The following is a 24,805-nucleotide window of genomic DNA, read 5'->3' as shown; positions in this document are numbered from 1 at the left end:
CCTGCGCGGAAGATGTAACGGGGCTCAAACTACACACCGAAGCTACGGGTTCATCGCAAGATGAGCGGTAGAGGAGCGTTCTGTAAGCCTGTGAAGGTGAGTTGAGAAGCTTGCTGGAGGTATCAGAAGTGCGAATGCTGACATGAGTAACGACAATGCGAGTGAAAAACTCGCACGCCGAAAGACCAAGGGTTCCTGCGCAACGTTAATCGACGCAGGGTGAGTCGACCCCTAAGGCGAGGCTGAAAGGCGTAGTCGATGGGAAACAGGTTAATATTCCTGTACTTCTAATTACTGCGATGGGGGGACGGAGAAGGCTAGGCCAGCTTGGCGTTGGTTGTCCAAGTTTAAGGCGGTAGGCTGACTGTTTAGGTAAATCCGGACAGTTAAGGCCGAGAGCTGATGACGACTCTTCTTATGAAGAGGAAGTGGTTGATGCCATGCTTCCAGGAAAAGCCTCTAAGCTTCAGGTAATTAGAAATCGTACCCCAAACCGACACAGGTGGTCGGGTAGAGAATACCAAGGCGCTTGAGAGAACTCGGGTGAAGGAACTAGGCAAAATGGCACCGTAACTTCGGGAGAAGGTGCGCCGGTGAGGGTGAAGGACTTGCTCCGTAAGCCCATGCCGGTCGAAGATACCAGGCCGCTGCGACTGTTTATTAAAAACACAGCACTCTGCAAACACGAAAGTGGACGTATAGGGTGTGACGCCTGCCCGGTGCCGGAAGGTTAATTGATGGGGTTAGCGCAAGCGAAGCTCTTGATCGAAGCCCCGGTAAACGGCGGCCGTAACTATAACGGTCCTAAGGTAGCGAAATTCCTTGTCGGGTAAGTTCCGACCTGCACGAATGGCGTAACGATGGCGGCGCTGTCTCCACCCGAGACTCAGTGAAATTGAAATCGCTGTGAAGATGCAGTGTATCCGCGGCTAGACGGAAAGACCCCGTGAACCTTTACTGTAGCTTTGCACTGGACTTTGAGCCTGCTTGTGTAGGATAGGTGGGAGGCTTTGAAGCGAGGACGCCAGTTCTCGTGGAGCCATCCTTGAAATACCACCCTGGCATGCTTGAGGTTCTAACTCTGGTCCGTTATCCGGATCGAGGACAGTGTATGGTGGGCAGTTTGACTGGGGCGGTCTCCTCCTAAAGAGTAACGGAGGAGTACGAAGGTGCGCTCAGACCGGTCGGAAATCGGTCGCAGAGTATAAAGGCAAAAGCGCGCTTGACTGCGAGACAGACACGTCGAGCAGGTACGAAAGTAGGTCTTAGTGATCCGGTGGTTCTGTATGGAAGGGCCATCGCTCAACGGATAAAAGGTACTCCGGGGATAACAGGCTGATACCGCCCAAGAGTTCATATCGACGGCGGTGTTTGGCACCTCGATGTCGGCTCATCACATCCTGGGGCTGAAGCCGGTCCCAAGGGTATGGCTGTTCGCCATTTAAAGTGGTACGCGAGCTGGGTTTAGAACGTCGTGAGACAGTTCGGTCCCTATCTGCCGTGGACGTTTGAGATTTGAGAGGGGCTGCTCCTAGTACGAGAGGACCGGAGTGGACGAACCTCTGGTGTTCCGGTTGTCACGCCAGTGGCATTGCCGGGTAGCTATGTTCGGAAAAGATAACCGCTGAAAGCATCTAAGCGGGAAACTTGCCTCAAGATGAGATCTCACTGGAGCCTTGAGCTTCCTAAAGGGCCGTTGAAGACTACAACGTTGATAGGTCGGGTGTGTAAGCGCTGTGAGGCGTTGAGCTAACCGATACTAATTGCCCGTGAGGCTTGACCATATAACACCCAAACAATCTGTTGTTTGGTAAAGACCAGCCGAAAGCTTGGTTGAACCGCAAATACCGATCACATACCCATTCGGGGAAACGACTAGACACCGGTTCCCCACCCGAATTGCTTGACGACCATAGAGCGTTGGAACCACCTGATCCCTTTCCGAACTCAGAAGTGAAACGATGCATCGCCGATGGTAGTGTGGGGTTTCCCCATGTGAGAGTAGGTCATCGTCAAGCACCTATACCCAAAACCCCCAGGCCTAACCGCCCGGGGGTTTTGCTTTTGCGGCAGAAAATAACGGCGGTGGGCTGCCCTTTCCTGCGTGGCCTACAAGAGCTGCTTATTTGCTGCCACCTGTCTCTCCGCCTGGTTTGCGGATCAGGGATAATGCCTGGTTGGCCGAGGCGATGCACTTCTTGGTATCACCTGCTTGTTGATGCTTTACCGCCTCTTCATGAAGCTCTTTGATACGTTGCACCTGGACATTGGAGTCTGTTGCGGTAGCGGTTGCCATTGATGGTGTGGTTTTCATGGCGTCATCAATTTTTTGCAGCTGAATAGCGCAAAGATCTTCAGCAAAAACAGGCGAAGCCATTAGGGCAGCTACGGCAGCTACTAAAGCGGTGCGTTTCATAGACATCTCCTTGAGCATGAATGACGTAAGCGAATTTCCAGGCTAAGTCAGAAGGACCTTGCTGGCTCCATTAAAGGACTAACCAGCCTCATACGAGTGGACTGCTATCGGCCGCTTACGTTTCATTTATCTTTTAAAGAAATACTTCAAATACCCTCACAGAAGCGCGCTCCAAACCGCTATGTAAGTTAAGCATCTTCAATTATTAGGACGACCAAATCCTTGGGTCCATGTGCGCCGTACGCTAGAACTTGTTCTATGTCAGCGGTTTTGGATGGCCCGGAGATGAGCAATGCATTGGTAGGCATACTTTCCGGCCACTGGTATTTGTCGTGAAACGTATAAAGGTTGTCTTCGATCTTGCTGGCCTGCAGGAGAGCAATGTGAACGGGTGGAACCAGACTCATTAGTCGAGGTTCTTCACGGGTTGGCCAGAGCACTAGGCTACCTGTTGCTGCTATGGCTCCGAGCGTCCCCGTTAAGCTGGCTGGGGTCTCGTTGAAGAGTTCCGCTTTCCATTCCTCAATTGGGCGGTCATAGGCCTTGAGAAAAGGAAGTCCCGCTTTATCTTTCCAATAGGCCGTAAGCTGGTCGCCATGGGGTGTCTGAGGGGCTATAAGCAGGCTAGGAATTTGTTTGTCGCGAAGAAGTTGTTCGACCAGTGCGGGCCAACGTTCTTTTGTGGTGAGGTGTATCTCTGTATGAACCGCCTCCATAAGTGCTCGTAGTCGACTGATGCGCTCCTCAGGCGCATAGCTCCAGGGTTGGGTTACTAGTGATACGTCATAGTCATCTTTCACAGGCGTTGTGCCAGCCAAGCTTTTCCGAAGTTTGCCTAAAATATTGCTGCGGGCATTCATGCTTTGTCCTCCCCTAGGTGCTCACGAGCCAACTCGTGAAGTGATCTTGAGGCGGGTTTGGGCGCAGCATGGTTCTCGCTCCATGGCCCAACATTTCCGGGAGTAAGATTTCGAAAGCGTGTTGCGATGTAGGTAAACGATTTATAGAGCGTTGGGGATGTGTAGAGTGTCTTCCAGCCTTTCCAGGTCAGTCTTTCACGCGGAGAGAACTTGCTGCCTTGGCCGCGCATGAGATGAGGGGTGGCTTCTGGTGGTTTAATATTTTCTTCTCGTAGCCGGCGTAGTAGCGCAGGAATGGGGATTTTTACAGGGCAGACTTCTCCGCAGGCGCCACACAGCGATGAAGCACTTGGGTGGTCCGGTGTGTTTTCCAACCCTAGCAAGTGTGGCGATATGATCTTTCCGATAGGGCCAGGGTATACTGTGCCGTAGGCATGTCCGCCGATACGGGTATAAACCGGGCAATGATTCATGCAGGCGCCACAGCGAATGCAGTTAAGTGTCTGTCGCAACTCTCCATCGGCAAAAGCCTGGCTACGCCCATTGTCTAGAAGGACAAGATGTACCTCCTCCGGGCCATCTCGCTCATTGGACTTGCGTGGGCTTGAGATCATATTCACATAGGTAGTTATCGGCTGGCCTAATGCTGAGCGTGTCAAAAGCGATAGCAGCGGCACGACGTCACGCAGGTTTTCCACAACTTTTTCTATTCCGGTGACAGCGATATGTACGTTAGGAACGCTTGTGGACATGCGGCCGTTCCCTTCGTTTTCAACAAGCAGCAGAGTGCCTGTTTCAGCTACTGCGAAGTTAACGCCTGATATGCCGATATCTGCTTCGAAAAATTTTTGTCGTAATACGCGCCGGCCCGTTTGAATCAGTTCATCGACATCTGTGGTGTATTCGGTGCCAAGGGTGTTACTGAATAGTGAGGCCACCTGGGCAGCATTCATGTGAATCGCAGGCATGATGATATGCGAAGGTTTCTGCCCGGCCAGCTGAATGATGTACTCACCCATGTCTGACTCAAGGCACTCTATACCTTGCTTTTCCAGCACATGGTTCATGTTCATCTCTTCGCTGACCATGGACTTTCCCTTGATCAGGCGTGTGGCCTTGTGTGCTTCGGCGATGGACTGAACGATAGCGTTGGCTTCGTCTGCCGTTTCTGCCCAATGAACTTGAATACCGTTGCGTGTCAGGTTGGCTTCCAGCTTTTCAAGGAGGTCAGGCAGCTTAGAAAGCGCCCGTGCACGAATGCGATTGCCCATTTCTCGTAGCCGCTCACGCTCATCAGGATCACTCATGATGGCCAGGCGTTTGGTCATCAGTGAATCCATGGCAACACGGAAATTACGGCGCAGCTGCTCATCGTTCAGCGCTTGGCGCGCTCGCGCCTTAAAGGGTGGTGTGGGAATCTCCAGAGCGGGAATTCGGGTCATCTGGTTCATACGCTATCTCCGGTTCGCTGCCAGATGAAACTGGCAAGATGCCGCCCACGCAATGTAGCGTTCTGCTTTTCCAGGGCACCATTGATGTTCATCAGGCAGCCGCAGTCAGCGGTCACGATTTGAGCAGCACCGGACTCCTGAAGAGCACGTGTCTTGTCTGCCACCATGGCACCAGAGATATCTGGCATACGGACCGAGAAAGTGCCGCCAAAGCCGCAGCATTCGCTTTCATGGTCATGATCCACCCGTTGGACCGCCTCTAGCTGAGCGAGTAAGGCTCTGCCATGGAGGTGTGTATTCATCTCGCGGCGTGCGCTGCAGGAGGTATGAAGTGCAACCTTGGTAGGCGCCCCGCGATCCTTGAGGTCAACTTTACAAACGTTGAGCAGGAATTCGGCCAATTCATAGGTTCGGTCGGCCAGTGCTTCGATTTGACGAAGCGTAGCAGGCTCATGTTTGAACAGTTCCGAATAGTGATGACGAATCATGCCTGCGCATGATCCCGAAACAACAACCAGCGGCCAGTCCTGACGGAACAGGCCCAGCTGTGCTCGTGCGACTTCGCGTGCTTCATCGGTATAACCGGAAGTATAGGCAGGCTGCCCGCAGCAACTTTGACCTTGGGGAAAATGGACCGTAATACCTTCACGCTCCAACAGACGGATACTGTCCATGCCTGCTTCTGGATAAAACAGATCGACAACACAGGTACCAAATAAATAAACGTGTTGCGGCTTCTGCGCGGGGTATTCCCGCTGCTTTGGAATGGGTGGCGCGATGCGGGTGGCATTGGGCGCTGCGTTATAAAAAAGCTCACTCATTCAGGCGTCTCCGGGTTTGCCCGGTTATCCATCCTGTGGGATGGGGTTATGGCGGTGCCGAGGCGAGCCCGACACCCATGTCTTGGCGGCAACTTCTCAATTCGCCTTTGTCTGTTAGTGAAGGATCATGCCGGTGAGTACATAGGCTTGAACCAGCGTGATAAGGCCTACAATAGTGGCGAAGATTAGGCTGTGTTTCAGGGTGAAGCGGAACAAGTCAGATTCTTTCCCAACCATGCCGGTAGCAGCACAGGCAACGGCAATCGACTGTGGTGAGATCATTTTGCCTGTTACGCCACCGCTGCTGTTAGCCGCAACCAGTAGGGTGTCCGATACTCCAATTTGATGCGCAGTGGTGGCCTGTAGGGAGCCGAAGAGAGCGTTTGAAGAGGTATCCGATCCTGTTAGAAAAACCCCCAGCCAACCGAGAAATGGTGAAAAGAATGGGAAGAGCGCTCCTGTTCCCGCCAGTACCAAAGCGAGTGTTGTCGACATGCCGGAATAGTTGGTTACGAACGCAAAGGCCAGCACCATGCCAATCGAAAGGATTGGCCATCGCAACTCCACCAGCGTTTCCTTGAATGTGAACAGTGCTATGCCAGGCTTGATCTTGAGGATTGCCATGGAGATAAAAGCCGAAATCAGGATCGCTGTACCTGTGGCAGAAATAGGATCGAATTTGAAGACCGCAGCTATTGGAGTAGGGTCTGTCGCAATCGGTGCAGTCTTGAGAACAAGCTTGTCCAGGAACGGCACCGAAATATTAATGACCAGACTGTAGAGTGAGCCACCTGCGACAAACATTGCTTTGAAGGGTTTGAGTGTCCAGACGGTAACCAGCGCGGTCAGGATCAGGAAGGGCGACCAGGCTTTGATGATCTGTCCCAGTGTATAGGGCGAAGGTGTGCGGTTGCCTGGTGCTCGGCCAAAGCCGGGGCCACCGCCCAGGGTTGCTGCCCCGCCTGCACTGACCCCGACCACCTCTTGGGCGACGGCGTGACGGCTTTGACGCAGCTTCAGGTAGGCGGTCAGCGAAACCATACTGAACAGGGCCGAGGTGATGTCGGGTAACTCAGGGCCAATGTAGTTCGAGGTAAAGTACTGGGAAACGGCAAAGCTGCTACCGCATACGAGGGCTGCCTGCCAAGTTTCACGCAGACCACGCATGCCATCCATCATGGCCATGAGCCAGAAGGGGACCAGCAGAGACAGCAGTGGAAGCTGGCGACCGGTCATGGCGCCCAGTTTGAAAGCATCAATGCCGGTTACCTGGCCCGCTACGATTGTTGGAATACCTAGAGCTCCGAATGCAACCGGGGCGGTATTGGCAATCAGGCATAGACCTGCCGCCTTGAGCGGATTATGTCCCAGACCCACCAGCAGGGCTGCGGTAATGGCGACGGGTGCGCCAAAGCCTGCGGCGCCTTCAAGAAAGGCTCCAAAGCAGAACCCGATAAGCAGCACCTGCAGACGTTGGTCATCCGTAATGGAAAGGACTGAGCTGCGGATGACATCGAACTGACCGCTTTTGACGGTCAGTTTGTAGAGAAAAACCGCTGCGACGATGATCCAGGCGATTGGCCATAGGCCATAAAGGAATCCATACCCGGCCGCTGCCAGCGCTTTTTCTACCGGCATCCGGTAGACCAGAATGGCAATACCAAGGGATAGCGCCAGGGTAATGGTTCCGGCGAGATGGCCCTTCATGCGAAAGACAGCCAATGCAAGAAAGAAAAACACGATAGGGACAAGTGCCGCCGTCGCGGACAAGCCCAGACTGCCAAGCGGTGTATACAGCTGTTGCCAGGTTTCCATGTAGAGCTCCCTTGATTGTTGTTGTGTAGGGGGCGGTGCTTCCGATAGGCGTATCGGTTTCTTAATGTCTAAATTGGTCATACCAATTTACAATGGCTGACGGTTGAGGTTAAAAGTTGCCTGGCAAGTCTGTCAAACCTTGCTTTTTAAGACTTTAGTCTGGATGCGCAAAGGCCGTTTGGCTCAAAATCAACGCCGCCGCTCTGGCAGGCACATCAGAGGATGGAGATGGGGTTCGATCAGGTACGCCAACGTCGTTTGTCGGATGACATCGTCGAACATATTGAAGCGCTGCTTGTTGAGGGTTCACTGAAGGCCGGTGAGCGGTTGCCGGCCGAGCGGGTGCTGGCGGAGCGCTTTGGTGTGTCACGGCCCTCGCTACGCGAGGCGATTCAGAAGCTAGTTGCTCGGGGAGTATTGATCAGTCGCCAGGGCGGAGGTACTTACGTTGCTGCCTCGTTCGGCTCCACGTTTAGCGATCCCTTGCTTCAGTTACTCGAAAGTCGTGAAGAAACACGGCAGGACCTGCTCGAGTTTCGCCACATGCTTGAGGGCTCTTGCGCTTATTACGCCGCCTTGCGTGCGACCGAACTCGATCATCAGCGTTTGACGCAGGCCTTCAAGGCTTTGCAGGACTGCTATGCGCAACCTGAAACGATCTCCCGCTCGGAAGAGGGCTCAGCAGACGCCAGCTTTCACCTGGCTATTGCCGAAGCCAGCCACAACGCTATCCTGCTGCATACCATTCGCGGTCTGTTCGATTTGCTCAAGCGCAATGTAGTGACCAATATCGGCGGTATGTACGCACAGCGTAGCGAGACACGGGATATGTTGATGCATCAGCACCGGGAGCTGTATCAGGCCATCATCGAGCGGCGTGCTGACGATGCACGGGAAATTGCCAGCCGACACATTCATTATGTGCAGGAAGTGCTGGAAGAAGCACAGGAAGAAGCGCAGCGTATTGCACGCTCACAGCGCCGGCAGAAGACGGAAGACTTTTCGAAGGTATAAAAAGGCGCTTAGAGCGCCTTTTATTATTTCTGATCCTTGTGCATCGCACGCTGGATCTCTCGATTCGAGTCGCGCTCTTTCTCTGTTGCACGCTTGTCGAATTCTTTTTTACCTTTCGCCAGGGCAATTTCGCATTTGATCAGGTGCTTTTTCCAGTAAATGGACAACGCAACGCAGGCGAAGCCTTTCTGTTGCACTGCACCAAACAGCTTGCCTAGCTCTCGTTTGTGTAGAAGCAGCTTGCGAGTGCGCTGAGGATCGGCAATGACGTGGGTGCTGGCTGTCTGCAGGGGGGTGATGTGGCTACCAAGCAGCCAGGCCTCGCCATCCTTGAGCAGAACATAGCTGTCTGTCAGTTGTGCCTTGCCTGCGCGCAGGCTTTTGACTTCCCAGCCGGACAGGGCAATGCCTGCCTCGAAGCGGGTTTCGATGAAGTAGTCGTGCAGCGCTTTCTTGTTCTGCACGATGGTTCCGGAAGAGATTTTCTTTTGTTTGGCCATAGACGCGCATTATAGGGGAGTCAGTGGGGCAACCGCCATGTGCTTGAGAGGGAGCGGTGAAAGTCGGACAATAGCCAACTTTTTTGAGTACCGATAACTTCAATGGCAAATGATCAGGTTTCCGTGCATGGCGGGTGGGCTAGCCGCTGGGTGTTTATATTAGCCGCGACCGGCTCCGCTGTAGGCCTGGGGAGCATCTGGAAGTTCCCTTATATGACAGGGATTTATGGTGGCGGTGCATTTGTCATTATGTTCCTTGTCTGCATCGCCTTAATTGGCTTGCCTGTCATGTTGGCGGAAACGCTGATTGGACGGCGTGCCCGGCAAAGTCCGGCCAATGCCATGCGTGATCTGGCAGTAGCTGCTGCCAGATCGCCCAGATGGTCCTGGGCAGCGCTGGCCGGCATGGTCAATGCCTTGCTCATCCTATCGTTTTACAGCGTCGTTGGCGGCTGGTCGCTTGACTATATTCTTGGTGTCGGCCGTGGCGATTTTCAAGGTGTCGATGGCCCTAAAGCCGGTGCACTGTTTGGTGCGTTGACCTCCGATCCCTGGCGAATGACCTTGTGGCACACCCTGTTCATGGTGTTGTCCGCCTGGGTTATTGCCAAGGGGGTGGTGAATGGCCTGGAAAAAGCCTTGCGTATCCTAATGCCGCTGTTGTTTGTGCTGTTGCTGCTTCTGCTGGGCTATAGCATGACAACGGGACATTTCATGGAAGGGATGCACTTCATGTTCCACTTCGATACCTCGCGGCTCATGGATGGCCTGCTTCCTGCGATGGGGCATGCGTTCTTTTCGCTGAGCGTAGGCGTAGGTTCGTTGATGATCTACGGTGCGTACATGCCGAAGTCCTCTTCCTTGGGCAAAACCGTCGTCGCGGTTGCCCTGCTGGATACATTCGTCTCGCTCCTGGCGGGTGTGGCGCTTTTTCCAATCGTCTTTGCGGCAGGCCTGAATCCTGGTGAGGGACCGGGATTGATGTTCGTGACGCTGCCGTTGGCGTTCGGCAGTGTGACTATGGGGCAGATCGTGGGTCTGGTGTTCTTTGTGCTGGTGGCGATTGCCGCCTGGACCTCGGCAATCTCTTTGCTTGAGCCGATGGTGGCCTACCTGATCGAGCGCACCCGACTGAGCCGCGTCTGGGTGACTGTCATTCTGGCTTTCATCTGCTGGCTGGTCGGGCTAGGCACAGTGTTATCGTTCAACCTGTGGGAGCAGGCCAAGTTCTTCGTAAGCGAGGCGGGGCACTTCCACTTGTATCAATGGGGCGCTGAAGGCGGGTTGAATTTCTTTGGCGTCATCGACTTTCTGACGTCGCGAATCATGTTGCCGCTCGGCGGTCTGTTCTTTGTAGTGTTCGCAGCGTGGGTAATGGGGCGTGAGCAGGTGAGGGATGAGTTGTCGGTGCGCAGCCCGGCCTTATTCGCTCTGGCGCTTTTCCTGATGCGCTACGTTGCCCCTCTAGGCATTCTCATTGTGTTTGCCGCACAGTTTTGGAATTGAGGTACCAATGACTACGCATATACAACGCTCAGCTTTATTGCCTTACCCCGCCTCGGCGCTCTATGCGCTGGTCAATGACGTGGAGCGTTACCCGGAATTTCTGCCCTGGTGTTCGTCTGCCCAGATACTGGAGCAGGGCGAAAACGAAATGCGTGCAGGATTGACGGTCGCCAAAGGTGGGCTTAGCCAGCAGTTCACGACACGCAATACACTGACGCCGGATCAATGCATCGTCATGGATCTGGAAAAGGGACCTTTTAGTCAGCTGCATGGGGTCTGGCAGTTCAAGGCACTGGGTGAGAAAGCCTGCAAGATCTCGCTGGACCTGTCGTTCGAGTATCAGGGCGCTTTGATTCGGGCTACCTTGGGCCCGCTGTTCAATCAGGCTGCAAACACCATGGTTGATGCCTTCTGCCAACGGGCCAAGCAGCTGTATGGCTGAGCGGATAACCATCGAGGTCGCGCTGGCTTTGCCTGACGAGCAGGCCCTGATTGCGCTGGAGGTTCCGGTAGGTACCACTGTACGTGAAGCCTTGGAGCTATCCGGAATGGCTGAGCGCTTTCCAAAGGTGCCGATCGATACCTTGGCTGTCGGGCTCTTTGGAAAGGTCATTCCTGATGCAGATACGCGCGTACTGGAGGCAGGTGATCGGGTTGAGCTTTATCGACCGTTGATTGCAGACCCCAAGGAAGCCCGCAAGCGGCGCGCCGAGTTGGCAAAGGCCAGAAAGGAAGGCGGGGCGGATTAGCCGACAATAAAAAGGCCTTCATATGAAGGCCTTTTTGCTGGGTACTGATTAGAACTTGTAGCCCAGACCTACCATGTAGACCCAGGGATCGATATCGACATCAACCTTTACGCGACCCAGCGCCGAGTCGGCAGTCGCCTTGGTGTCGATATCGGCGTACCAGACGGCGGCGTTGAACAGCAAATGATCCGTTAGCTGATAATCCACGCCTGCTTGAAACGCATAACCCCAGGAATCGTCCAGGCTCAGATTGCTGAAGCCGCCACCGGCTGCCGATTTGCGGCTGCTGGTCAGATCCTCGTCAAAGAAGAGGGTGTAGTTGATACCGGCGCCTACGTACGGCTGAATACGGGACTGAGGGTTCAGCGGATAGTATTGAAGCGAAAGGGTGGGTGGCAGCTGCTTGACATCTGCTAGCTTGCCATCCAGAGCGCCCAGGCCTTTTACACCGATCCGATGATTGAACGGCGTTGCGGCCAGCAGCTCGATGCCGACGTGGTCTGTGATCATATAGGCCGCTGCCAAGCCAAGCTGAGTATCGGAGTCAACGGTGGCCTTGGTCCCTGCAACCTTGCCGCCCGCTGCTGCGGCCGAGATATTGCCGCTGTCTTCATGTGGATCCACGGTCGCTGCGCCAGCACGGATGATGATGTCACCGGCCTGGTGGGCAAGGGCGAGCGGAGAAACAGCGGTGAGGGCCAGCAGGGCGGCGGTTAGGGGCAGCTTGCGCATGATGCACTCCAAAGCATGTTGTTTAGTTGGCTAACGACATGTTAAGGATGAGAGATGCATCATATGTTGACTTGGCTCAACGAAACGCTGATTACAGCGAATAATGAGTTACCTGAGTGGCTTGCATCTGATAACCGACTTCAGCCATGTCCGTACTGGCTGAATCAACATGCAACGTACCTTCTACCCAGTACGGAAGATGTAGCTGGGCCAGTTCAACGCCCTTGGCGCCTTTGACATAGACGATCTGGTTGGACGGAGGCGGAGGTACATGAATGCAGGCACCGTAATAGGGTACTAGCAGGAACTCGGTGACTTCCCCTTCCTCAGTCACCATGATTGGCACGATGTAGCCTGGGAGCTTGACCTCCTGACCTTCCAGCGCTTTTACCACGGGAGCATTGGGTGATTGCTGCAAGGCGGCAGGCCCACTTTCATCCAGTGAGCCCTGATGCAAGGGTACAGGTGGCAGAGGCGGCGGTGCGCCCTCGGGGATCAGCTCCCCCCAGGAAAGCGCGCGAGGCGCTGCCCAGACGGAAGAGGTGAACAGCAGGGCAAGCACCAACAGCACGCGATACATGGACGCTCCGGTCTTTGAGGCTATAAGCGAACGGACAGGCCGTCGGCCAGGGATTGACGGTAAGCGCGCCAGGCAGGAACACAGCCCATCAACAGCGCAGCGATCAGGATACCGCCCAGTAACGTCCACTCGTAACGTGAAGGCCATTCCAGAGGCAGATACAGGCCATAATAAGCCTGTACGGGTGCCTGCGCGATAGCAATCGCCACATAGAGAAGGGCAAGCCCGGCCACGACACCTGCCAGTGCCAGCGCGAAGGCTTCGGCTACCAGCAGGCTGAAGATATGCCACGGGCGGGCGCCCACCGAACGCAGGATAGCCATCTCTCGCCGCCGCTCATTAAGGCTGGTCAGAATAGCCGTCAGCATGCCGATCAGGCCGGTTAGAACCACAAACAGGGAGACGATGAACAGTGCCTGCTCGGCGGTGCCCATCAGGCTCCAGAGTTCCTGGAGCGCAACACCTGGCAAGATGGCCATCAGCGGCTCTCCGCGGTATTCATTGATGGCGCGCTGGAGACCAAAAGTGGCGACTTTACTATTGAGGCCGAGCAGCACGGCGGTGATGGCCTTGGGTGTCAGGTCCATCTGGCGGGCCTGGTCTGCACTGATCTTGCCTGCGCCACGCGCCGGTGCACCGTTCTGCCAGTCCACATGAAGAGCTTCCATGCCCTCAAGGGAGATATGCAGTGTTCTATCCACGGGCGTGCCCGTCCGCGCGAGGATACCCACTACCGTGAACGGTTTGTCCCCATGCTCGACCAGGCTGATTGTGCTGACTCCATGGGCCAGAACAATATGGTCGCCCAGTTTGTAATGCAGGGCTTGAGCGACTTCGGCACCAAGCACTACATCGTAGATATCCTGAAATGGCTTGCCTTCGCTGAGCGTGAGCGCCTGGTTGCGACCATAGTGGTAATGCTCGAAATAGGCCTGGCTGGTACCCAGCACCCGATAGCCGCGGTGGGAGTCGCCCAGTGAAAGCGGAATGGCCCATTTGACCTTGGGATTTTCGGCCAGCTGGGTATAGCTGTCCCAGCGAATGTTGTTGGTGGCGTTGCCAATGCGAAATACCGAATACAGGAGCAGGTTGACCGCTCCGGAGCGTGCGCCAACCACCAGGTCAGTTCCGGAAATGGTACTGGCGAAGCTGGCCTTGGCCTCGGTGCGAACACGTTCGACTGCCAGCAAAAGGCAGGCTGATAGCGCGATGGCGAATACGGTCAGGAGGGCAGTAAAGCGACGATTGGAAAGGCTGGCGAGTGCCAGGCGAAACAAGTACATCTCACACCTCTGCCGGTCGCGCCGCGCGGTTGAGTTCAAGCAGGGACAGGCTGCGGTCAAAAAGCGGGGCCAACCCCTGGTCGTGACTGACAAAGAGCAGGCTTGAGCCGGCGGCGCGGCATTCGGCGAATAACAGGTTCAAAAAGGCCTCTCGAGTATCGGCATCAAGCGCTGAAGTGGGTTCGTCTGCAATAACCAGTTCGGGTTGACCGATCAGTGCGCGCGCTGCCGCTACACGTTGCTGTTGCCCAATCGAAAGAGCTCCTGCGCGACGCTCTCCCAGGGTACGCTCACCCAGCCCCAGAGCGGAAAGCAGGGCACGCGCCGCTTCTGCCTGGCTGCCATGGCGCTCTTTGGCGCGCTGCGAGCGCAGGGCCGAAAAATGACAGGGGAGTTCGACATTCTCCTGAACAGATAGAAAGGGCAGCAGGTTGAACTGCTGAAAGATATAGCCGGTATGGTCGACGCGGAAGTGATCACGACGCGCCGAAGACAGGCTGGAGAGGTCTTCTCCTAATAACCTGACGTGTCCACGGTTTGGCTTGTTTACACCGCCGAGCAGGCCCAGCAGGGTAGTCTTGCCACTACCTGAGGGGCCTTTTAGAAAGGCGGCTTCGCCGCGCTGCAACTGAAAATGAGGGATATCCAGCAGCTCGGGCTGACCGGGCCAGGCGAAGCCCAGGTCGTTGAGTTCGATTAATGCGCTCATGGTGGCCTTGGCATAAAAAGAACGGGCAGCAAAGAGGGAAGCTACCCGTTTTAAGGGGAACGTTTATAGCGCGAGGCGAGTTTGGGCAGGCGTCAGTTCCTCACCTTTCTGGCCTTGAGCAGTAATGGCTTGAACATTGACCTTGTGTGTGGCCGGGAATTGCTTGAACAGGCCCGCCAGGTCCAGCGCAGTCAACGCTTTGGGATTGTCACAGGCGAGGGTGTAGTCCGCGTCGATGTCGCTATGAGCGTGCTCGTGCTCGCTCTTGGCATGGCTATCATGATCATCATGGTCATGGCGCTCTTCAGAGCCAAACAGGGGACTGTCCAGATCAGTCTTGCTTACTTTGCACCCTGCAGCGGCTGGGATGCCAAACAAGGTAATCGGGTTAGCCAACTGCTGCTTGGCCACTTCGACGGCCTTCTTGTCCTGAGCGGACTGGGCCTTATGTTCGAAGCCCACCAGATTCATGGCAGGGCTGTGTAGTTCCAGTTCCAGCGAGTTGTCATCCAGCGCGACGTTGAGTTGTGCGACGCCATGCTCATGGGCGCCCAGGCTTCCATGTGAGTGATCATGTTCATCGTGGGCAAAGGCAGCAGTAAGAGGCAATACGGCAAACGGCAGGGCAAGCAGCAACGAACGCATGGTCAGCTCCATTGATGGATTTGACTGTATGTTATGTCGTAACAAAAGATGACCGCAATAGAAATGCTCTCACCCACTGGCACGTGGCATCATAAGACATGGTTCAAAAAAGGCGATAACGATGATCCGTATCCAAGGGAAAATAGGCACGTGGCCAGTGGATCTGACGGTCGAATTGGAAGCAGAAGACTGGACTCGTCTTGCCGAGGGGCTTAACCATGCTCAGCCTGTGCCGTCCAATACGCCTGTTCCGGTGCCAAAGACCCGTAGCGATCCCCTGTGGGAGTCGGTGCTTGCGTTGGTCGAGCAGGAGCGGCGTATCGAGGGGCCTCATCTGCTAAGTGCGCTGGAAAAGCTGGCAGGTAACGTGGGGTCAGCCAAGCAGCTGATTGTACGGCTGCGGCATAACCCGAATATCCGGATCGAGAAAACAGACGAGGCACAGGTGTTTGTGTGGGCGGGCGCCGGCCAGGAGCCAGCGCCCGACGGGCATCAGTAAAGCGCCTGATAGAGACGACGGCGGTAGGTTGCGACCAGCGGGTGTTCGTTGCCGAGTAGATCGAACACCTGCACCATGGTCTTGCGAGGAAGGTCCTCACCATAGGTGCGGTTGCGCATGAATAGCTTGAGCAGGGCATCCAGAGCCGCTTCATATTGCTGGCGCGCCAATTGCTGGACGGCAAGCTGATAGGTGGCTTCGTCATCGGATGGATCCTGAGCCAGACGCGCCTTTAGATCGGCTGCATCAGGCAGGCTGGCAGCTTGGCGCAGGAACGTCAGCTGTGCCTTTGCACCTGCCAGCGCCTGCTTGTGATCGTCACCAGTGACTGCACCCAGTACCGTTTCAGCCTCATCCAGTTCGCCGCGCTCGGCAAGGCAGCGCGCATAGAGAATCAGCGCGGGCGCATTGGTATTGTCTTCACCTAAGAGCTGCTTGAGTACGGCCTCCGCTTCGCCAGCACGACCTTCATCAAACAGCAACTGTGCGGCGTCCAGCGGGTTCTCGGCCTCGGGTGCAGGCGCCTGTACATGCGGCTCCAGCATGGCGCGAACGGCAGATTCAGGCTGTGCACCCGCAAAGCCGTCAACCGGCTGACCGTCCTTGAACAGGACGACCGTCGGCAGGCTGCGAATGCCGAAACGCATTACCAGTTCCTGCTCGATATCGCAGTTGACCTTGGCCAGATGCAGTGCACCGCCAAAGGACTCGGTGATGCTGGCCAGCATAGGCATCAGTACCTTGCAGGGCGCACACCACTCGGCCCAGAAATCGACCAGTACGGGCGTGTTGAACGACTGCTCCATGACCTTCTGTTCGAAGTTCTCAAGCGTCGCATCAAAAATGTAGGACGTGTCCTGGCTCATAGACAGACTCGGGTAACGAAAAGATGAACTATATGTGGAGACGCGCCTGCCGAAAACAACCTTCAGCAAGTACGTTGTGCGTGGTAGAGATTAACCCATCTGAATTCAGCCGGCTCGGCAAGGTCCGGCCAGGTGCAGGCCTCCCGGCTTGCTAGCGCTGTATACCGAGGGTGGTCAAAATTCTTGACTCGGGAATCCGCTATCAGCACGCTTTGTCCGCGGCTCAGAAAATCGTCCAGCAAGGGCAGGTTCGCACGGTCGTACAGCACATCGGCCACAATGATCAAATCGAAACGGTCGGCCTCAGCAAAGAAGTCGTCGGAGTACTCCAGCATCACCTGATTCAGGTCCGCATTCGCTCGGCTGGCGGTTAAGGCCAGCGGATCGCAGTCACAGGCCACTACTTCAGCGGCCCCCGCCTTGGCAGCAGCAATCGCGGCAACCCCTGACCCGCTGCCAAAATCGAGCACGCGCCTGCCTTGTACCCACTCCGGCTGCTCGGCCAGCCAACGGGCCAGCACCAGGCCACTGGCCCAGCAAAAACTCCAGTAGGGTGGGGACGCCAGCAGTCGTTGTGTTTCTTCGGGTGAAAAAGCACGCTCCATGTTGGTGGGATCGATCAACCAGAGCGCAATGTCGCATCCCGGCAGGGATTGAATGCTCAGTTCAGCATCACCCAGCAGATCCCTTAGCGCTGCTCGCAGGGTGGCGGGTAGAGTCACGGAGTCTGATCCAGCACTAATTCCCCTAGAATCTGGGTATTAGGCTGACTGATCTTGACAGGAGACAGGTAGCAGACCAGCTGACCGGATTGACTGACGCGAGCGTGCAGTTCGACCTTGGCGTTCAGGGGAAATACCTCTGGATTAAAGGGCAGGCGGAACGCCAGGGCCTTGCCATTGCCAGTCAATGTCTCGCTGGCGAGCAGCCGCTGAGGACGGTCCTGACTGTCGATCACCAGCATGGCCACTTCAACTTGTGCGCCTGGTGCGATGGCGCCGTCTAGTGTCCGTAACGTTCCAGAGACCTCCCGCAGATTTCCGGGGCGTGGCGCACCGGCCACCGGCTCGGGTTCTTTGGCAGGTTCTGCCGGTGCAACAGGCTTTTCAGAGCAGGCTGCAAGCAGGCTGATCAACAACACAGGCAACAGCGGGCGCAACGACATGGTAACGGCTCCAGGGCAGATTCGGCGGCGCATTCTTATACAACCCACGACCGGCGGGAAGAGGATTGTGTCACGGAGCCGCCAGACGTGTTCTGTCGATTCTTGAGGTCTTGCAAGGTTCCTTCTCAAGCAGGATGCGCTACCATGGCCCTCCGTTTATTTCGGCTGCTTCTGACATGCACTGTCCTTTTTGCGGTGCCCACGACACCAAGGTCATCGACTCACGCCTAGTTGCAGCAGGCGAGCAGGTGCGCCGTCGTCGTGAGTGCCTGAACTGCCAGGAACGTTTTACAACGTTCGAGACCGCTGAGCTGGTCATGCCGCGCCTGATCAAGCAGGACGGTACTCGCCAGCCTTTCGACGAAGAAAAACTCAGGGCCGGTATGCAGCGTGCGTTAGAAAAGCGCCCGGTCAGTATCGAGCGTCTGGAAGAGGCGATTGCCTATATCAAGCACAAGCTGCGCGCGACGGGCGAACGCGAAATCAAGTCCCGTGTCGTGGGTGAGTTGGTGATGGAAGAGCTACGCAAGCTCGATGAGGTTGCCTTTATCCGCTTCGCGTCCGTTTATCGTCAGTTTCAGGACCTGTCCGAGTTTCGTGAGGAAATCGATCGGCTGGCCCGTGATCCGAGTAAAGCCTGACCGCTGTAGTGGGTCATTTGTCGCTAGCCCATTGCTGGCAGAGGCTCTACTTCGCTATAGTCGTTCCGGTCTTCAGGGCGGGGCGAGATTCCCCACCGGCGGTAAACCACGTGGTGGCAAGCCCGCGAGCGCTCCGATGCGTCGGAGGTCAGCAGATCTGGTGTGATTCCAGGGCCGACGGTCATAGTCCGGATGAAAGAAGATGCGTCTGTCTGCGCGTGCCGGAAAGCGTGCGCGTGCAGCTTTTGCCTATTTGCCCTGAAACGTTCACTCATGTTTAGCGAGGACGTTTCATGTCTACTGTCGATTCCTCTGATCATGCTGGCGCCGCCGGCCGCGGAGGCAATCCCAACGCTTCGGAACCGGCCGATCAGTTCTACATGACCCGTGCGCTCGAGTTGGCGCGTCAGGGGCTGTACTCCACTCATCCCAATCCCCGCGTGGGCTGTGTCATCGTCAAGGATGGCCAGGTCATTGGTGAGGGCTGGCATGTGCGTGCCGGCGAACCTCATGCTGAAGTCCATGCGCTGCGCCAGGCAGGAGCGCGTGCACAGGGCGCGACCGCCTATGTCACGCTGGAGCCGTGTAGCCACTTCGGCCGAACGCCACCTTGTGCAGACGCTCTGGTTAATGCCCGCGTCGGACGTGTAATGGCCGCCATGCAGGACCCGAATCCACAGGTGGCCGGCCGTGGTCTCAAGCGGCTTGCAGAGGCAGGTATTCAGGTGGCCTGTGGCGTACTCGAAAATGAAGCCAGGGCGCTTAACCAGGGATTTATCAAGCGTATGGTCACGGGCCTTCCGTTCGTACGCGTCAAGCTGGCCATGAGTCTGGATGGCCGAACAGCGATGGCCAGTGGTGAAAGCCAATGGATCACCGGCCCTGCAGCCCGCACCCAGGTACAACGCTTACGTGCACAGTCCAGTGTAGTGTTGACCGGTGCCGATACGGTATTGATGGACAAGGCCCGTCTGACCGTGCGCGCTGAAGAGCTTGGCGAGACGGTGGAGCAGGCTGCGCTTGCCATGGGCCGCCAACCCCAGCGTGTACTGGTGGACAGCCGATATCGCGTCCCGCTGGACGCGGCGTTCTTTCAGGCTGGACCTGCCTGGGTCGCGGCACTTTCAACTGAGCGAGCAGCGCAGTACCAGTCCCAAGGGCATGAGCTGCTGGCGCTTCCCGAGGATCAGGGGCATATCGCCCTGCTGCCGTTATTACAGCTTCTGGCTGACCGTGGCGTGAATGAGGTGCTGGTCGAGGCTGGTCCCCAGCTGGCCGGTGCGTTCGCGCGGCAGGGGTTGGTCGACGAATTCCATTTCTTCATGGCGCCCAAGCTGTTGGGCTCGACGGCGCGTCCGTTGCTGACGTGGCCGCTTGAAGTCATGAGCGAAGCGCCTGAGCTTGAAATCAGCGAGATCACGCCCGTGGGCCGTGACTGGCATATCGTGGCTAAACCCATTTCAGGCGCCCCGGCGCCCCTTATTTCTGACGTTTCGAGGTAGACATGTTCACTGGCATCATCGAAGCCATAGGCTCGATCGCCGCGCTGACGCCTAAAGGTGGCGACATGCGCGTGTATGTACAGACCGGCAAGCTGGATCTTGCCGATGTAAAGCTGGGTGACAGTATTGCCGTCAGTGGCGTATGCCTGACGGCCGTAGAGCTTCCCGGTGATGGCTTCTGGGCGGACGTAAGCCGCGAGACACTGGCGCGTACGGCCTTTGTTGATCTGAAGATTGGCAGTCGGGTCAATCTTGAGAAGGCTCTGATGCCAACCAGCCGTCTGGGTGGTCATCTGGTTAGCGGGCATGTGGATGGCGTGGGTGAAGTGGTTTCACGCCAGGATAATGCCCGCGCCGTACAGTTCCGTATCCGTGCTCCTCGCGAGCTGGCGCGCTATATTGCCCTAAAGGGGTCGATCACCGTTGATGGCACCAGCCTGACCGTTAATGCGGTGGATGGCGCCGAGTTTGAACTGACCATCGTACCGCATACCCTGGCCGAGACCATCATGGCGGACTATCGCCCCGGCCGTAAGGTCAACCTGGAGGTAGATCTGCTGGCCCGCTACTTGGAGCGCCTGCTCATGGGGGACAAGGCTGCCGAACCGCAGAAGGGCAGCGGTATTACCGAACAATTCCTGGCCCAACACGGCTATCTCAACTCCTGAGCGTAAAGGAAGACCTCCGTGGCACTGAACAGCATCGAAGAAATTATCCAGGACATCCGTGAAGGCAAGATGGTCATCCTCATGGATGATGAGGATCGCGAGAACGAAGGCGATATCATCATGGCGTCTGAGTGCGTGCAGGCTGAGCACATCAATTTTATGGCCAAGCATGCGCGTGGCCTGATCTGTATGCCAATGAGCAAGGAGCGCTGCGAGGCGCTGAACCTGCCGTTGATGGCAGCCCGCAATGGCTCGGGTTTTGGCACCAAGTTCACCATCTCCATCGAGGCGGCCGAAGGGGTGACGACAGGTATTTCCGCTGCAGACCGCGCACGTACCGTACAGGTGGCCGCGGCTAAAAAAGCAACGGCCGCCGATATTGTCAGCCCAGGTCATATCTTCCCGCTCATGGCTCAGCCGGGCGGTGTGCTGGCCCGTGCCGGACATACCGAGGCGGCTTGCGATCTGGCGCGCATGGCAGGCTTTGAGCCGACCGGGGTGATCTGTGAGGTCATGAACGATGACGGCACCATGGCCCGTCGTCCGGAGCTCGAAGCCTTTGCCGAAGAGCATGGGCTGAAGATCGGTACGATTGCCGATTTGATCCACTATCGTCTGCTGCACGAGCATACCGTCAAGCGGATCGACGAACAGCCGCTGGAAACCGAGCTGGGACGCTTTAATCTGGTCACCTACCGTGACGAGGTGGAAGGTGACGTTCATCTGGCGCTGACTATGGGTACCATCAAGAGTGATGAACCGACCCTGGTGCGCGTGCATAATATGGACCCGCTGCGCGATCTGCTGCTGGTGAATCAGGAAGGCCGTTGGAGTCTGCGCGATGCCATGACCAAGGTCGCGGAAGCTGGCACAGGCGTGGTGTTACTGCTGGGGCATTCCCTGGCAGGCGACGACTTGCTCACTCACTTGCGCGAGCCGGTCAGCAAGCCCAAGCCGCAGAGCACATACAGCACCGTAGGCGCTGGTTCGCAGATCTTGCGTGACCTGGGCATACGTAAGCTTCGTCTGCTCAGTGCACCGATGAAGTTCAATGCCATATCCGGCTTTGACCTTGAAGTTGTAGAATACCTGCCTCCCGTATAAACCGGCCTACGGATGGCCTGAACGGTGCGATGGGTGATAACCGTCGCGCCGACGATCGGATTTATTTGCGGGGCGTACGAAAACGCCCCGGTTCTTTAACAGACGAGACCTGCTCATGACCGTGAAGACCATTGAAGGTACTTTCATTGCCCCAAAAGGCCGCTTTGCCCTAGTGGTTGGCCGCTTCAACAGCTTTGTGGTTGAAAGCCTGGTTGAAGGTGCCGTAGATGCCCTGGTACGCCATGGTATCCGCAAGGAAGACATCACCATTATCCGCGTTCCTGGCGCCTTTGAAATTCCGCTGGCTACCCTAAAGGCTGCCCAGCGTGACGAATACTCCGCCATCATTGCGCTGGGCGCTGTGATTCGTGGTAGCACTCCGCATTTTGACTACGTTGCTGGCGAGTGCACCAAAGGCCTGGCGCAGGTTTCCATGGAGTTCGGTGTGCCGGTCTCCTTTGGCGTGTTGACGGTTGATTCCATCGAGCAGGCTATCGAGCGTTCGGGCACCAAGGCGGGTAACAAGGGTGCCGAAGCGGCGCTGTCTGCTCTTGAAATGGTGAGCCTGCTGTCGCAGCTGGAGGCCAAGTGAGCGCTGTAGACGGCCAAAAGCCCAAAGCTCCGCGCGGCAAGATAGCTGCGCGTCGTGAAGCCCGCAGCCTTTCGGTTCAGGCGTTGTATCAGTGGCATATGGCGGGGCAGGCGATCAACGAGATCGAAGCCCAGTTCCGTGTGGACAACGATTTCGCCAATGTTGATGGCGCTTATTTCCATGAGATTCTGCATGGCATTCCCGGCCTGAAAACCGAGATCGATGATCTGATCACCCCTTGCCTGGACCGCCCGCTGGAAGACGTTGATCCGGTTGAACTCGCGATCCTGCGCATGTCCTGCTACGAACTGCGCAACCGTATCGATGTTCCCTATAAGGTCGTTATCAACGAGGGTATCGAGCTGGCGAAGGTATTTGGTGCAACCGACGGGCACAAGTTCGTCAACGGTGTACTGGATAAGTTGGCGCCCAAGCTGCGCGCTGCTGAATTACGCGCCAAGCGTTGACTGTAGCCATGACCGAGTTCGAGTTGATCCGCCGTTATTTTGCTGCCGCGCGCTGCGCACAGCCACGTAAGGATATCGCGCTCGGTCTGGGTGACGATTGTGCCTTGCTTATGCCTCGCCCAGGCGAGCAACTAGCGATTTCTACCGATACGCTGACAGCCGGGGTGCATTTTCCAGAAGTCTGCGATGGCTTTCTGCTGGGGCAACGTGCCCTGGCTGTCAGCGCCAGCGATCTGGCCGCCATGGGGGCCGCACCCCTTGGTTTCACCCTGGCGCTGACGCTGCCGGATGTCGACCCAGTCTGGCTGGAGCGGTTTGCTCAAGGACTCGATCACATGGCTGCGGCCTGTGGTCTGGCCTTGATCGGCGGTGATACAACCCGTGGGCCGCTCTCTCTGACCCTGACTGTCTTTGGCTCCGTACCCCACGTGCAGGCGCTGACGCGGTCGGGCGCCCAGCCGGGCGATTTACTCTGTGTCGGCGGTGCGCCTGGAGAGGCTGGCGGAGCCTTGCCCTTTGTATTGGGACAACGCCAGGAGCGGGGCGCCTACGTTGATACGCTCGTGGCGCGCTACTGGTCGCCGGCGCCTCAGTTCGAGTTGGGGCTTGCGCTAAGAGGTCGGGCTACCGCAGCGCTGGATATATCCGATGGGCTCCTGGCCGACTGCGGCCATATCGCGGCCGCTTCGAACGTCAAGCTGATCATTGAGAATGAAAGGTTGCCGGTCAGCCCTGCGTTGGCGGCACTGTTCGAGCCTGAGCAGATTCGCTCACTGGCAATGTCCGCCGGTGATGATTACCTGCTTGCCTTTACATTGCCTGCACAGTATCTCAAGTCATTGCAGGCAGACTTTCCCCAGGTAGGTGTCATTGGGCGCGTTGTCTCTGGACAGGGTGTTCAGGTGCAGGACGCCATTGGCCGGGATGTCACACCCTTACGGGGCGGTTATCAACATTTTGCGATGAAGCCATGACGTATCGTGCTGGTGATTTATCTGTCCTGGGAGCCATTTCGTGAGTAGACCTGTTAGGTCAGGGCCGGCTACACCGGCGGTGTGGCGTAATCCCTGGCATTTTCTAGCCTTTGGCTTTGGTTCAGGTACGTTACCTAAGGCTCCTGGTACCTGGGGTTCCCTGGTGGCGTTGCCCTTTGTCCCGCTTTGGCATCTGTTGCCGGACTGGGGCTATTGGCTGCTGCTGGTTGCGCTGATGATATTCGGGTTCTGGTTGTGTGGCCGTGTTGCGGATGACATGGGTGTGCACGATCACGAAGGTATCGTCTGGGACGAAATGGTAGGTATCTGGATCACTTTCTGGATGGCTCCGGCCGGCTGGGCCTGGTGGCTGGTGGGGTTTGCCGTGTTTCGGTTCATGGATATTCTGAAGCCCTGGCCGATCAGCTGGCTTGATCGTCATGTTCAAGGCGGCGTCGGTATCATGATTGATGATGTGCTGGCCGGTGTGTTTGCCTGGGCAGTTATGCAGGGATTGGGCTGGAGCTGGGCGCATATCGGGACGCTGTCCTGATCGCAGGCGCTACAAGGAGGCGGTGTGGTGCGCAAATGGATCGATATCGGTGTATTGAGTCTGCTGCCTGCGCTGGTAACTGCCGCGCCTCAGGTTCAAGTGGTAGGTCTGTTCAACGGAGCAGCCGTAATCAATATTGATGGTCAGCGCAAAATGCTCAAAGTCGGTCAGCGACAGGGTGAGGTCGAGCTGGTCAGTGCGACGAGCCGGGAAGCGGTGCTGCGGATTGGAGAAACCAACCAAACGTTCATGCTTTCACGTGAATACAGTGACGGCTTTGCTGCGCCGCATAAGCGCCAACTTAGCATTGCTCGCCGAAATGACGGCCACTATTGGACGTCGGGCTCTATAAATGGCCAGCCTATCGAGTTTCTGATCGACACCGGCGCCTCGACTGTTGCCATGAACGAAGAGCAGGCGAACCGTCTTGGGTTGGATTACCAGAAGGGGCGGCCGGTACAGGTCAACACGGCAGGCGGAACCCGGAGGGCCTGGCTTGTACGCCTGGATCGCGTCAAGGTTGGCACCATTGAGGTGCTGGGTGTCGAGGCCATGGTGTTGGCAGGCGGTCATCCGACAGAAACGCTACTGGGCATGAGTTTTCTCAACCGGGTTGGCTGGCGCGAGGATCAGGGCGTCCTGTATGTCGAGGCCAAGAACTGACGTGATAGCTTCAAGCGCAATAGCCTCATA

At 56.5% G+C, this 24,805-nt stretch carries 28 protein-coding genes, 2 rRNA genes and 1 riboswitch (1 of these 31 running past the window's edge); of the genes, 16 read left to right on the top strand and 14 right to left on the bottom strand.

Annotated features, from left to right (window positions below):
• Together EAW52_RS19155 and rrf are read left to right on the top strand one after the other, a co-directional pair.
• Positions 1 to 1,784: ribosomal RNA gene (locus EAW52_RS19155) — 23S ribosomal RNA — on the top strand (it extends 1,107 nt beyond the left edge of the window).
• Positions 1,785 to 1,902: 118 nt separating this feature from the next.
• Positions 1,903 to 2,018 (top strand): 5S ribosomal RNA (gene rrf, locus EAW52_RS19150).
• Between the two features lie 104 nt (positions 2,019 to 2,122).
• Here rrf and EAW52_RS19145 read toward each other — a convergent pair.
• The 5 genes from EAW52_RS19145 to EAW52_RS19125 all read right to left on the bottom strand — a co-directional run bounded on the left by EAW52_RS19145 (position 2,123) and on the right by EAW52_RS19125 (position 7,363).
• Complete coding sequence (locus EAW52_RS19145) at positions 2,123 to 2,416, bottom strand: hypothetical protein (RefSeq protein WP_010796854.1); 294 nt, start codon at positions 2,414 to 2,416, stop codon at positions 2,123 to 2,125.
• 188 nt (positions 2,417 to 2,604) lie between these two features.
• Positions 2,605 to 3,276: a lactate utilization protein gene (locus EAW52_RS19140; RefSeq protein WP_122043633.1), complete on the bottom strand. Its 672-nt coding sequence runs from the start codon at positions 3,274 to 3,276 to the stop codon at positions 2,605 to 2,607.
• Positions 3,273 to 4,727: a LutB/LldF family L-lactate oxidation iron-sulfur protein gene (locus EAW52_RS19135; RefSeq protein WP_122043632.1), complete on the bottom strand. Its 1,455-nt coding sequence runs from the start codon at positions 4,725 to 4,727 to the stop codon at positions 3,273 to 3,275. Before EAW52_RS19135 ends, EAW52_RS19140 begins: the two co-directional genes overlap by 4 nt.
• On the bottom strand, positions 4,724 to 5,548 hold the full coding sequence (locus EAW52_RS19130) for a (Fe-S)-binding protein (protein ID WP_122043631.1): 825 nt from the start codon (positions 5,546 to 5,548) through the stop codon (positions 4,724 to 4,726). Before EAW52_RS19130 ends, EAW52_RS19135 begins: the two co-directional genes overlap by 4 nt.
• 114 nt (positions 5,549 to 5,662) lie before the next feature.
• A complete protein-coding gene (locus EAW52_RS19125; protein ID WP_122043629.1) occupies positions 5,663 to 7,363 on the bottom strand; it encodes a lactate permease LctP family transporter in 1,701 nt (566 codons plus the stop codon).
• A 228-nt stretch (positions 7,364 to 7,591) separates the two neighbouring features.
• Here EAW52_RS19125 and EAW52_RS19120 point away from each other — a divergent pair, with 228 nt between their 5' ends.
• Entirely contained in the window at positions 7,592 to 8,377 is a 786-nt protein-coding gene (locus EAW52_RS19120) for an FCD domain-containing protein (protein ID WP_122044867.1), read from the top strand.
• Between the two features lie 23 nt (positions 8,378 to 8,400).
• Here EAW52_RS19120 and smpB read toward each other — a convergent pair whose 3' ends face one another.
• Positions 8,401 to 8,877 (bottom strand): SsrA-binding protein SmpB, encoded by a 477-nt coding sequence (gene smpB, locus EAW52_RS19115; RefSeq protein ID WP_010796860.1) that lies wholly within the window; start codon positions 8,875 to 8,877, stop codon positions 8,401 to 8,403.
• A 102-nt stretch (positions 8,878 to 8,979) separates the two neighbouring features.
• Between smpB and EAW52_RS19110 the strand changes: the two genes are divergently transcribed.
• Genes EAW52_RS19110 through EAW52_RS19100 form a run of 3 tightly spaced genes read left to right on the top strand, consistent with a single transcriptional unit; the run spans position 8,980 to position 11,132 of the window.
• Positions 8,980 to 10,383 (top strand): sodium-dependent transporter, encoded by a 1,404-nt coding sequence (locus tag EAW52_RS19110; protein ID WP_122043628.1) that lies wholly within the window; start codon positions 8,980 to 8,982, stop codon positions 10,381 to 10,383.
• Positions 10,384 to 10,390: 7 nt separating this feature from the next.
• Entirely contained in the window at positions 10,391 to 10,825 is a 435-nt protein-coding gene (locus tag EAW52_RS19105; RefSeq protein WP_010796862.1) for a type II toxin-antitoxin system RatA family toxin, read from the top strand.
• On the top strand, positions 10,818 to 11,132 hold the full coding sequence (locus EAW52_RS19100; RefSeq protein ID WP_122043627.1) for an RnfH family protein: 315 nt from the start codon (positions 10,818 to 10,820) through the stop codon (positions 11,130 to 11,132). Before EAW52_RS19105 ends, EAW52_RS19100 begins: the two co-directional genes overlap by 8 nt.
• 48 nt (positions 11,133 to 11,180) lie before the next feature.
• On the opposite strand, the gene EAW52_RS19095 is transcribed toward EAW52_RS19100, so the two are convergent.
• The 5 genes from EAW52_RS19095 to EAW52_RS19075 form a co-directional block, all read right to left on the bottom strand.
• Positions 11,181 to 11,864 carry an OmpW family protein gene (locus EAW52_RS19095; RefSeq protein WP_010796864.1) on the bottom strand — a complete coding sequence of 228 codons (684 nt, stop codon included), beginning with the start codon at positions 11,862 to 11,864 and terminating at the stop codon, positions 11,181 to 11,183.
• A gap of 91 nt (positions 11,865 to 11,955) precedes the next feature.
• Positions 11,956 to 12,444 (bottom strand): DUF3299 domain-containing protein, encoded by a 489-nt coding sequence (locus EAW52_RS19090; protein ID WP_122043625.1) that lies wholly within the window; start codon positions 12,442 to 12,444, stop codon positions 11,956 to 11,958.
• A gap of 20 nt (positions 12,445 to 12,464) precedes the next feature.
• Entirely contained in the window at positions 12,465 to 13,727 is a 1,263-nt protein-coding gene (locus EAW52_RS19085; protein ID WP_122043624.1) for an ABC transporter permease, read from the bottom strand.
• Position 13,728: 1 nt separating this feature from the next.
• The gene (locus tag EAW52_RS19080; RefSeq protein WP_122043622.1) at positions 13,729 to 14,436 is read right to left on the bottom strand and encodes an ABC transporter ATP-binding protein; all 708 of its coding nucleotides are present in this window, start codon (positions 14,434 to 14,436) and stop codon (positions 13,729 to 13,731) included.
• Positions 14,437 to 14,499: 63 nt separating this feature from the next.
• Positions 14,500 to 15,081, bottom strand: a complete 582-nt coding sequence (locus EAW52_RS19075; protein ID WP_122043621.1) for a DUF2796 domain-containing protein — start codon at positions 15,079 to 15,081, stop codon at positions 14,500 to 14,502.
• Between the two features lie 121 nt (positions 15,082 to 15,202).
• Between EAW52_RS19075 and EAW52_RS19070 the strand changes: the two genes are divergently transcribed.
• Positions 15,203 to 15,580 carry a hypothetical protein gene (locus tag EAW52_RS19070; RefSeq protein ID WP_122043619.1) on the top strand — a complete coding sequence of 126 codons (378 nt, stop codon included), beginning with the start codon at positions 15,203 to 15,205 and terminating at the stop codon, positions 15,578 to 15,580.
• Here the strand turns inward: EAW52_RS19070 and trxA are convergent.
• The 3 genes from trxA to EAW52_RS19055 form a co-directional block, all read right to left on the bottom strand.
• Complete coding sequence (trxA, locus tag EAW52_RS19065; RefSeq protein WP_010796870.1) at positions 15,574 to 16,446, bottom strand: thioredoxin; 873 nt, start codon at positions 16,444 to 16,446, stop codon at positions 15,574 to 15,576. The genes EAW52_RS19070 and trxA overlap by 7 nt on opposite strands.
• A 62-nt stretch (positions 16,447 to 16,508) precedes the next feature.
• Positions 16,509 to 17,168: a methyltransferase gene (locus EAW52_RS19060; protein WP_122043617.1), complete on the bottom strand. Its 660-nt coding sequence runs from the start codon at positions 17,166 to 17,168 to the stop codon at positions 16,509 to 16,511.
• Positions 17,165 to 17,611 carry a YbaY family lipoprotein gene (locus EAW52_RS19055; protein WP_122043616.1) on the bottom strand — a complete coding sequence of 149 codons (447 nt, stop codon included), beginning with the start codon at positions 17,609 to 17,611 and terminating at the stop codon, positions 17,165 to 17,167. Before EAW52_RS19055 ends, EAW52_RS19060 begins: the two co-directional genes overlap by 4 nt.
• A 176-nt stretch (positions 17,612 to 17,787) precedes the next feature.
• Here EAW52_RS19055 and nrdR point away from each other — a divergent pair, with 176 nt between their 5' ends.
• The 9 genes from nrdR (at position 17,788) to EAW52_RS19010 (ending at position 24,775) form a co-directional block, all read left to right on the top strand.
• Positions 17,788 to 18,252 (top strand): transcriptional regulator NrdR, encoded by a 465-nt coding sequence (gene nrdR / locus EAW52_RS19050; protein WP_010796873.1) that lies wholly within the window; start codon positions 17,788 to 17,790, stop codon positions 18,250 to 18,252.
• A 64-nt stretch (positions 18,253 to 18,316) separates the two neighbouring features.
• A riboswitch (FMN riboswitch) is annotated at positions 18,317 to 18,460 on the top strand.
• Positions 18,461 to 18,632: 172 nt separating this feature from the next.
• Positions 18,633 to 19,754, top strand: coding sequence for a bifunctional diaminohydroxyphosphoribosylaminopyrimidine deaminase/5-amino-6-(5-phosphoribosylamino)uracil reductase RibD (gene ribD / locus EAW52_RS19045; protein ID WP_122044866.1), 1,122 nt, complete (start codon positions 18,633 to 18,635; stop codon positions 19,752 to 19,754).
• 2 nt (positions 19,755 to 19,756) lie between these two features.
• The gene (locus EAW52_RS19040; RefSeq protein WP_010796875.1) at positions 19,757 to 20,422 is read left to right on the top strand and encodes a riboflavin synthase; all 666 of its coding nucleotides are present in this window, start codon (positions 19,757 to 19,759) and stop codon (positions 20,420 to 20,422) included.
• Between the two features lie 18 nt (positions 20,423 to 20,440).
• Positions 20,441 to 21,526: a bifunctional 3,4-dihydroxy-2-butanone-4-phosphate synthase/GTP cyclohydrolase II gene (gene ribBA / locus EAW52_RS19035; protein ID WP_122043615.1), complete on the top strand. Its 1,086-nt coding sequence runs from the start codon at positions 20,441 to 20,443 to the stop codon at positions 21,524 to 21,526.
• 115 nt (positions 21,527 to 21,641) lie between these two features.
• Complete coding sequence (gene ribE, locus EAW52_RS19030; protein WP_010796877.1) at positions 21,642 to 22,118, top strand: 6,7-dimethyl-8-ribityllumazine synthase; 477 nt, start codon at positions 21,642 to 21,644, stop codon at positions 22,116 to 22,118.
• Complete coding sequence (nusB, locus tag EAW52_RS19025) at positions 22,115 to 22,585, top strand: transcription antitermination factor NusB (RefSeq protein WP_010796878.1); 471 nt, start codon at positions 22,115 to 22,117, stop codon at positions 22,583 to 22,585. The genes ribE and nusB overlap by 4 nt, the downstream gene beginning before the upstream one ends.
• Before the next feature lie 8 nt (positions 22,586 to 22,593).
• Complete coding sequence (gene thiL / locus EAW52_RS19020) at positions 22,594 to 23,559, top strand: thiamine-phosphate kinase (RefSeq protein ID WP_122043613.1); 966 nt, start codon at positions 22,594 to 22,596, stop codon at positions 23,557 to 23,559.
• A gap of 40 nt (positions 23,560 to 23,599) precedes the next feature.
• Positions 23,600 to 24,112 carry a phosphatidylglycerophosphatase A gene (locus EAW52_RS19015; RefSeq protein ID WP_122043612.1) on the top strand — a complete coding sequence of 171 codons (513 nt, stop codon included), beginning with the start codon at positions 23,600 to 23,602 and terminating at the stop codon, positions 24,110 to 24,112.
• A 24-nt stretch (positions 24,113 to 24,136) separates the two neighbouring features.
• Entirely contained in the window at positions 24,137 to 24,775 is a 639-nt protein-coding gene (locus EAW52_RS19010; protein ID WP_122043611.1) for a TIGR02281 family clan AA aspartic protease, read from the top strand.
• The last annotated feature ends 30 nt before the right edge of the window (positions 24,776 to 24,805 follow it).

Origin of the sequence: Pseudomonas sp. LTJR-52, from assembly GCF_003691465.1 — a bacterium.
GTDB lineage: Bacteria > Pseudomonadota > Gammaproteobacteria > Pseudomonadales > Pseudomonadaceae > Chryseomonas > Chryseomonas luteola.
The sequence above is the reverse complement of the archived record's forward strand: the minus strand, read 5'-3'. Positions and strand labels throughout refer to the sequence as shown.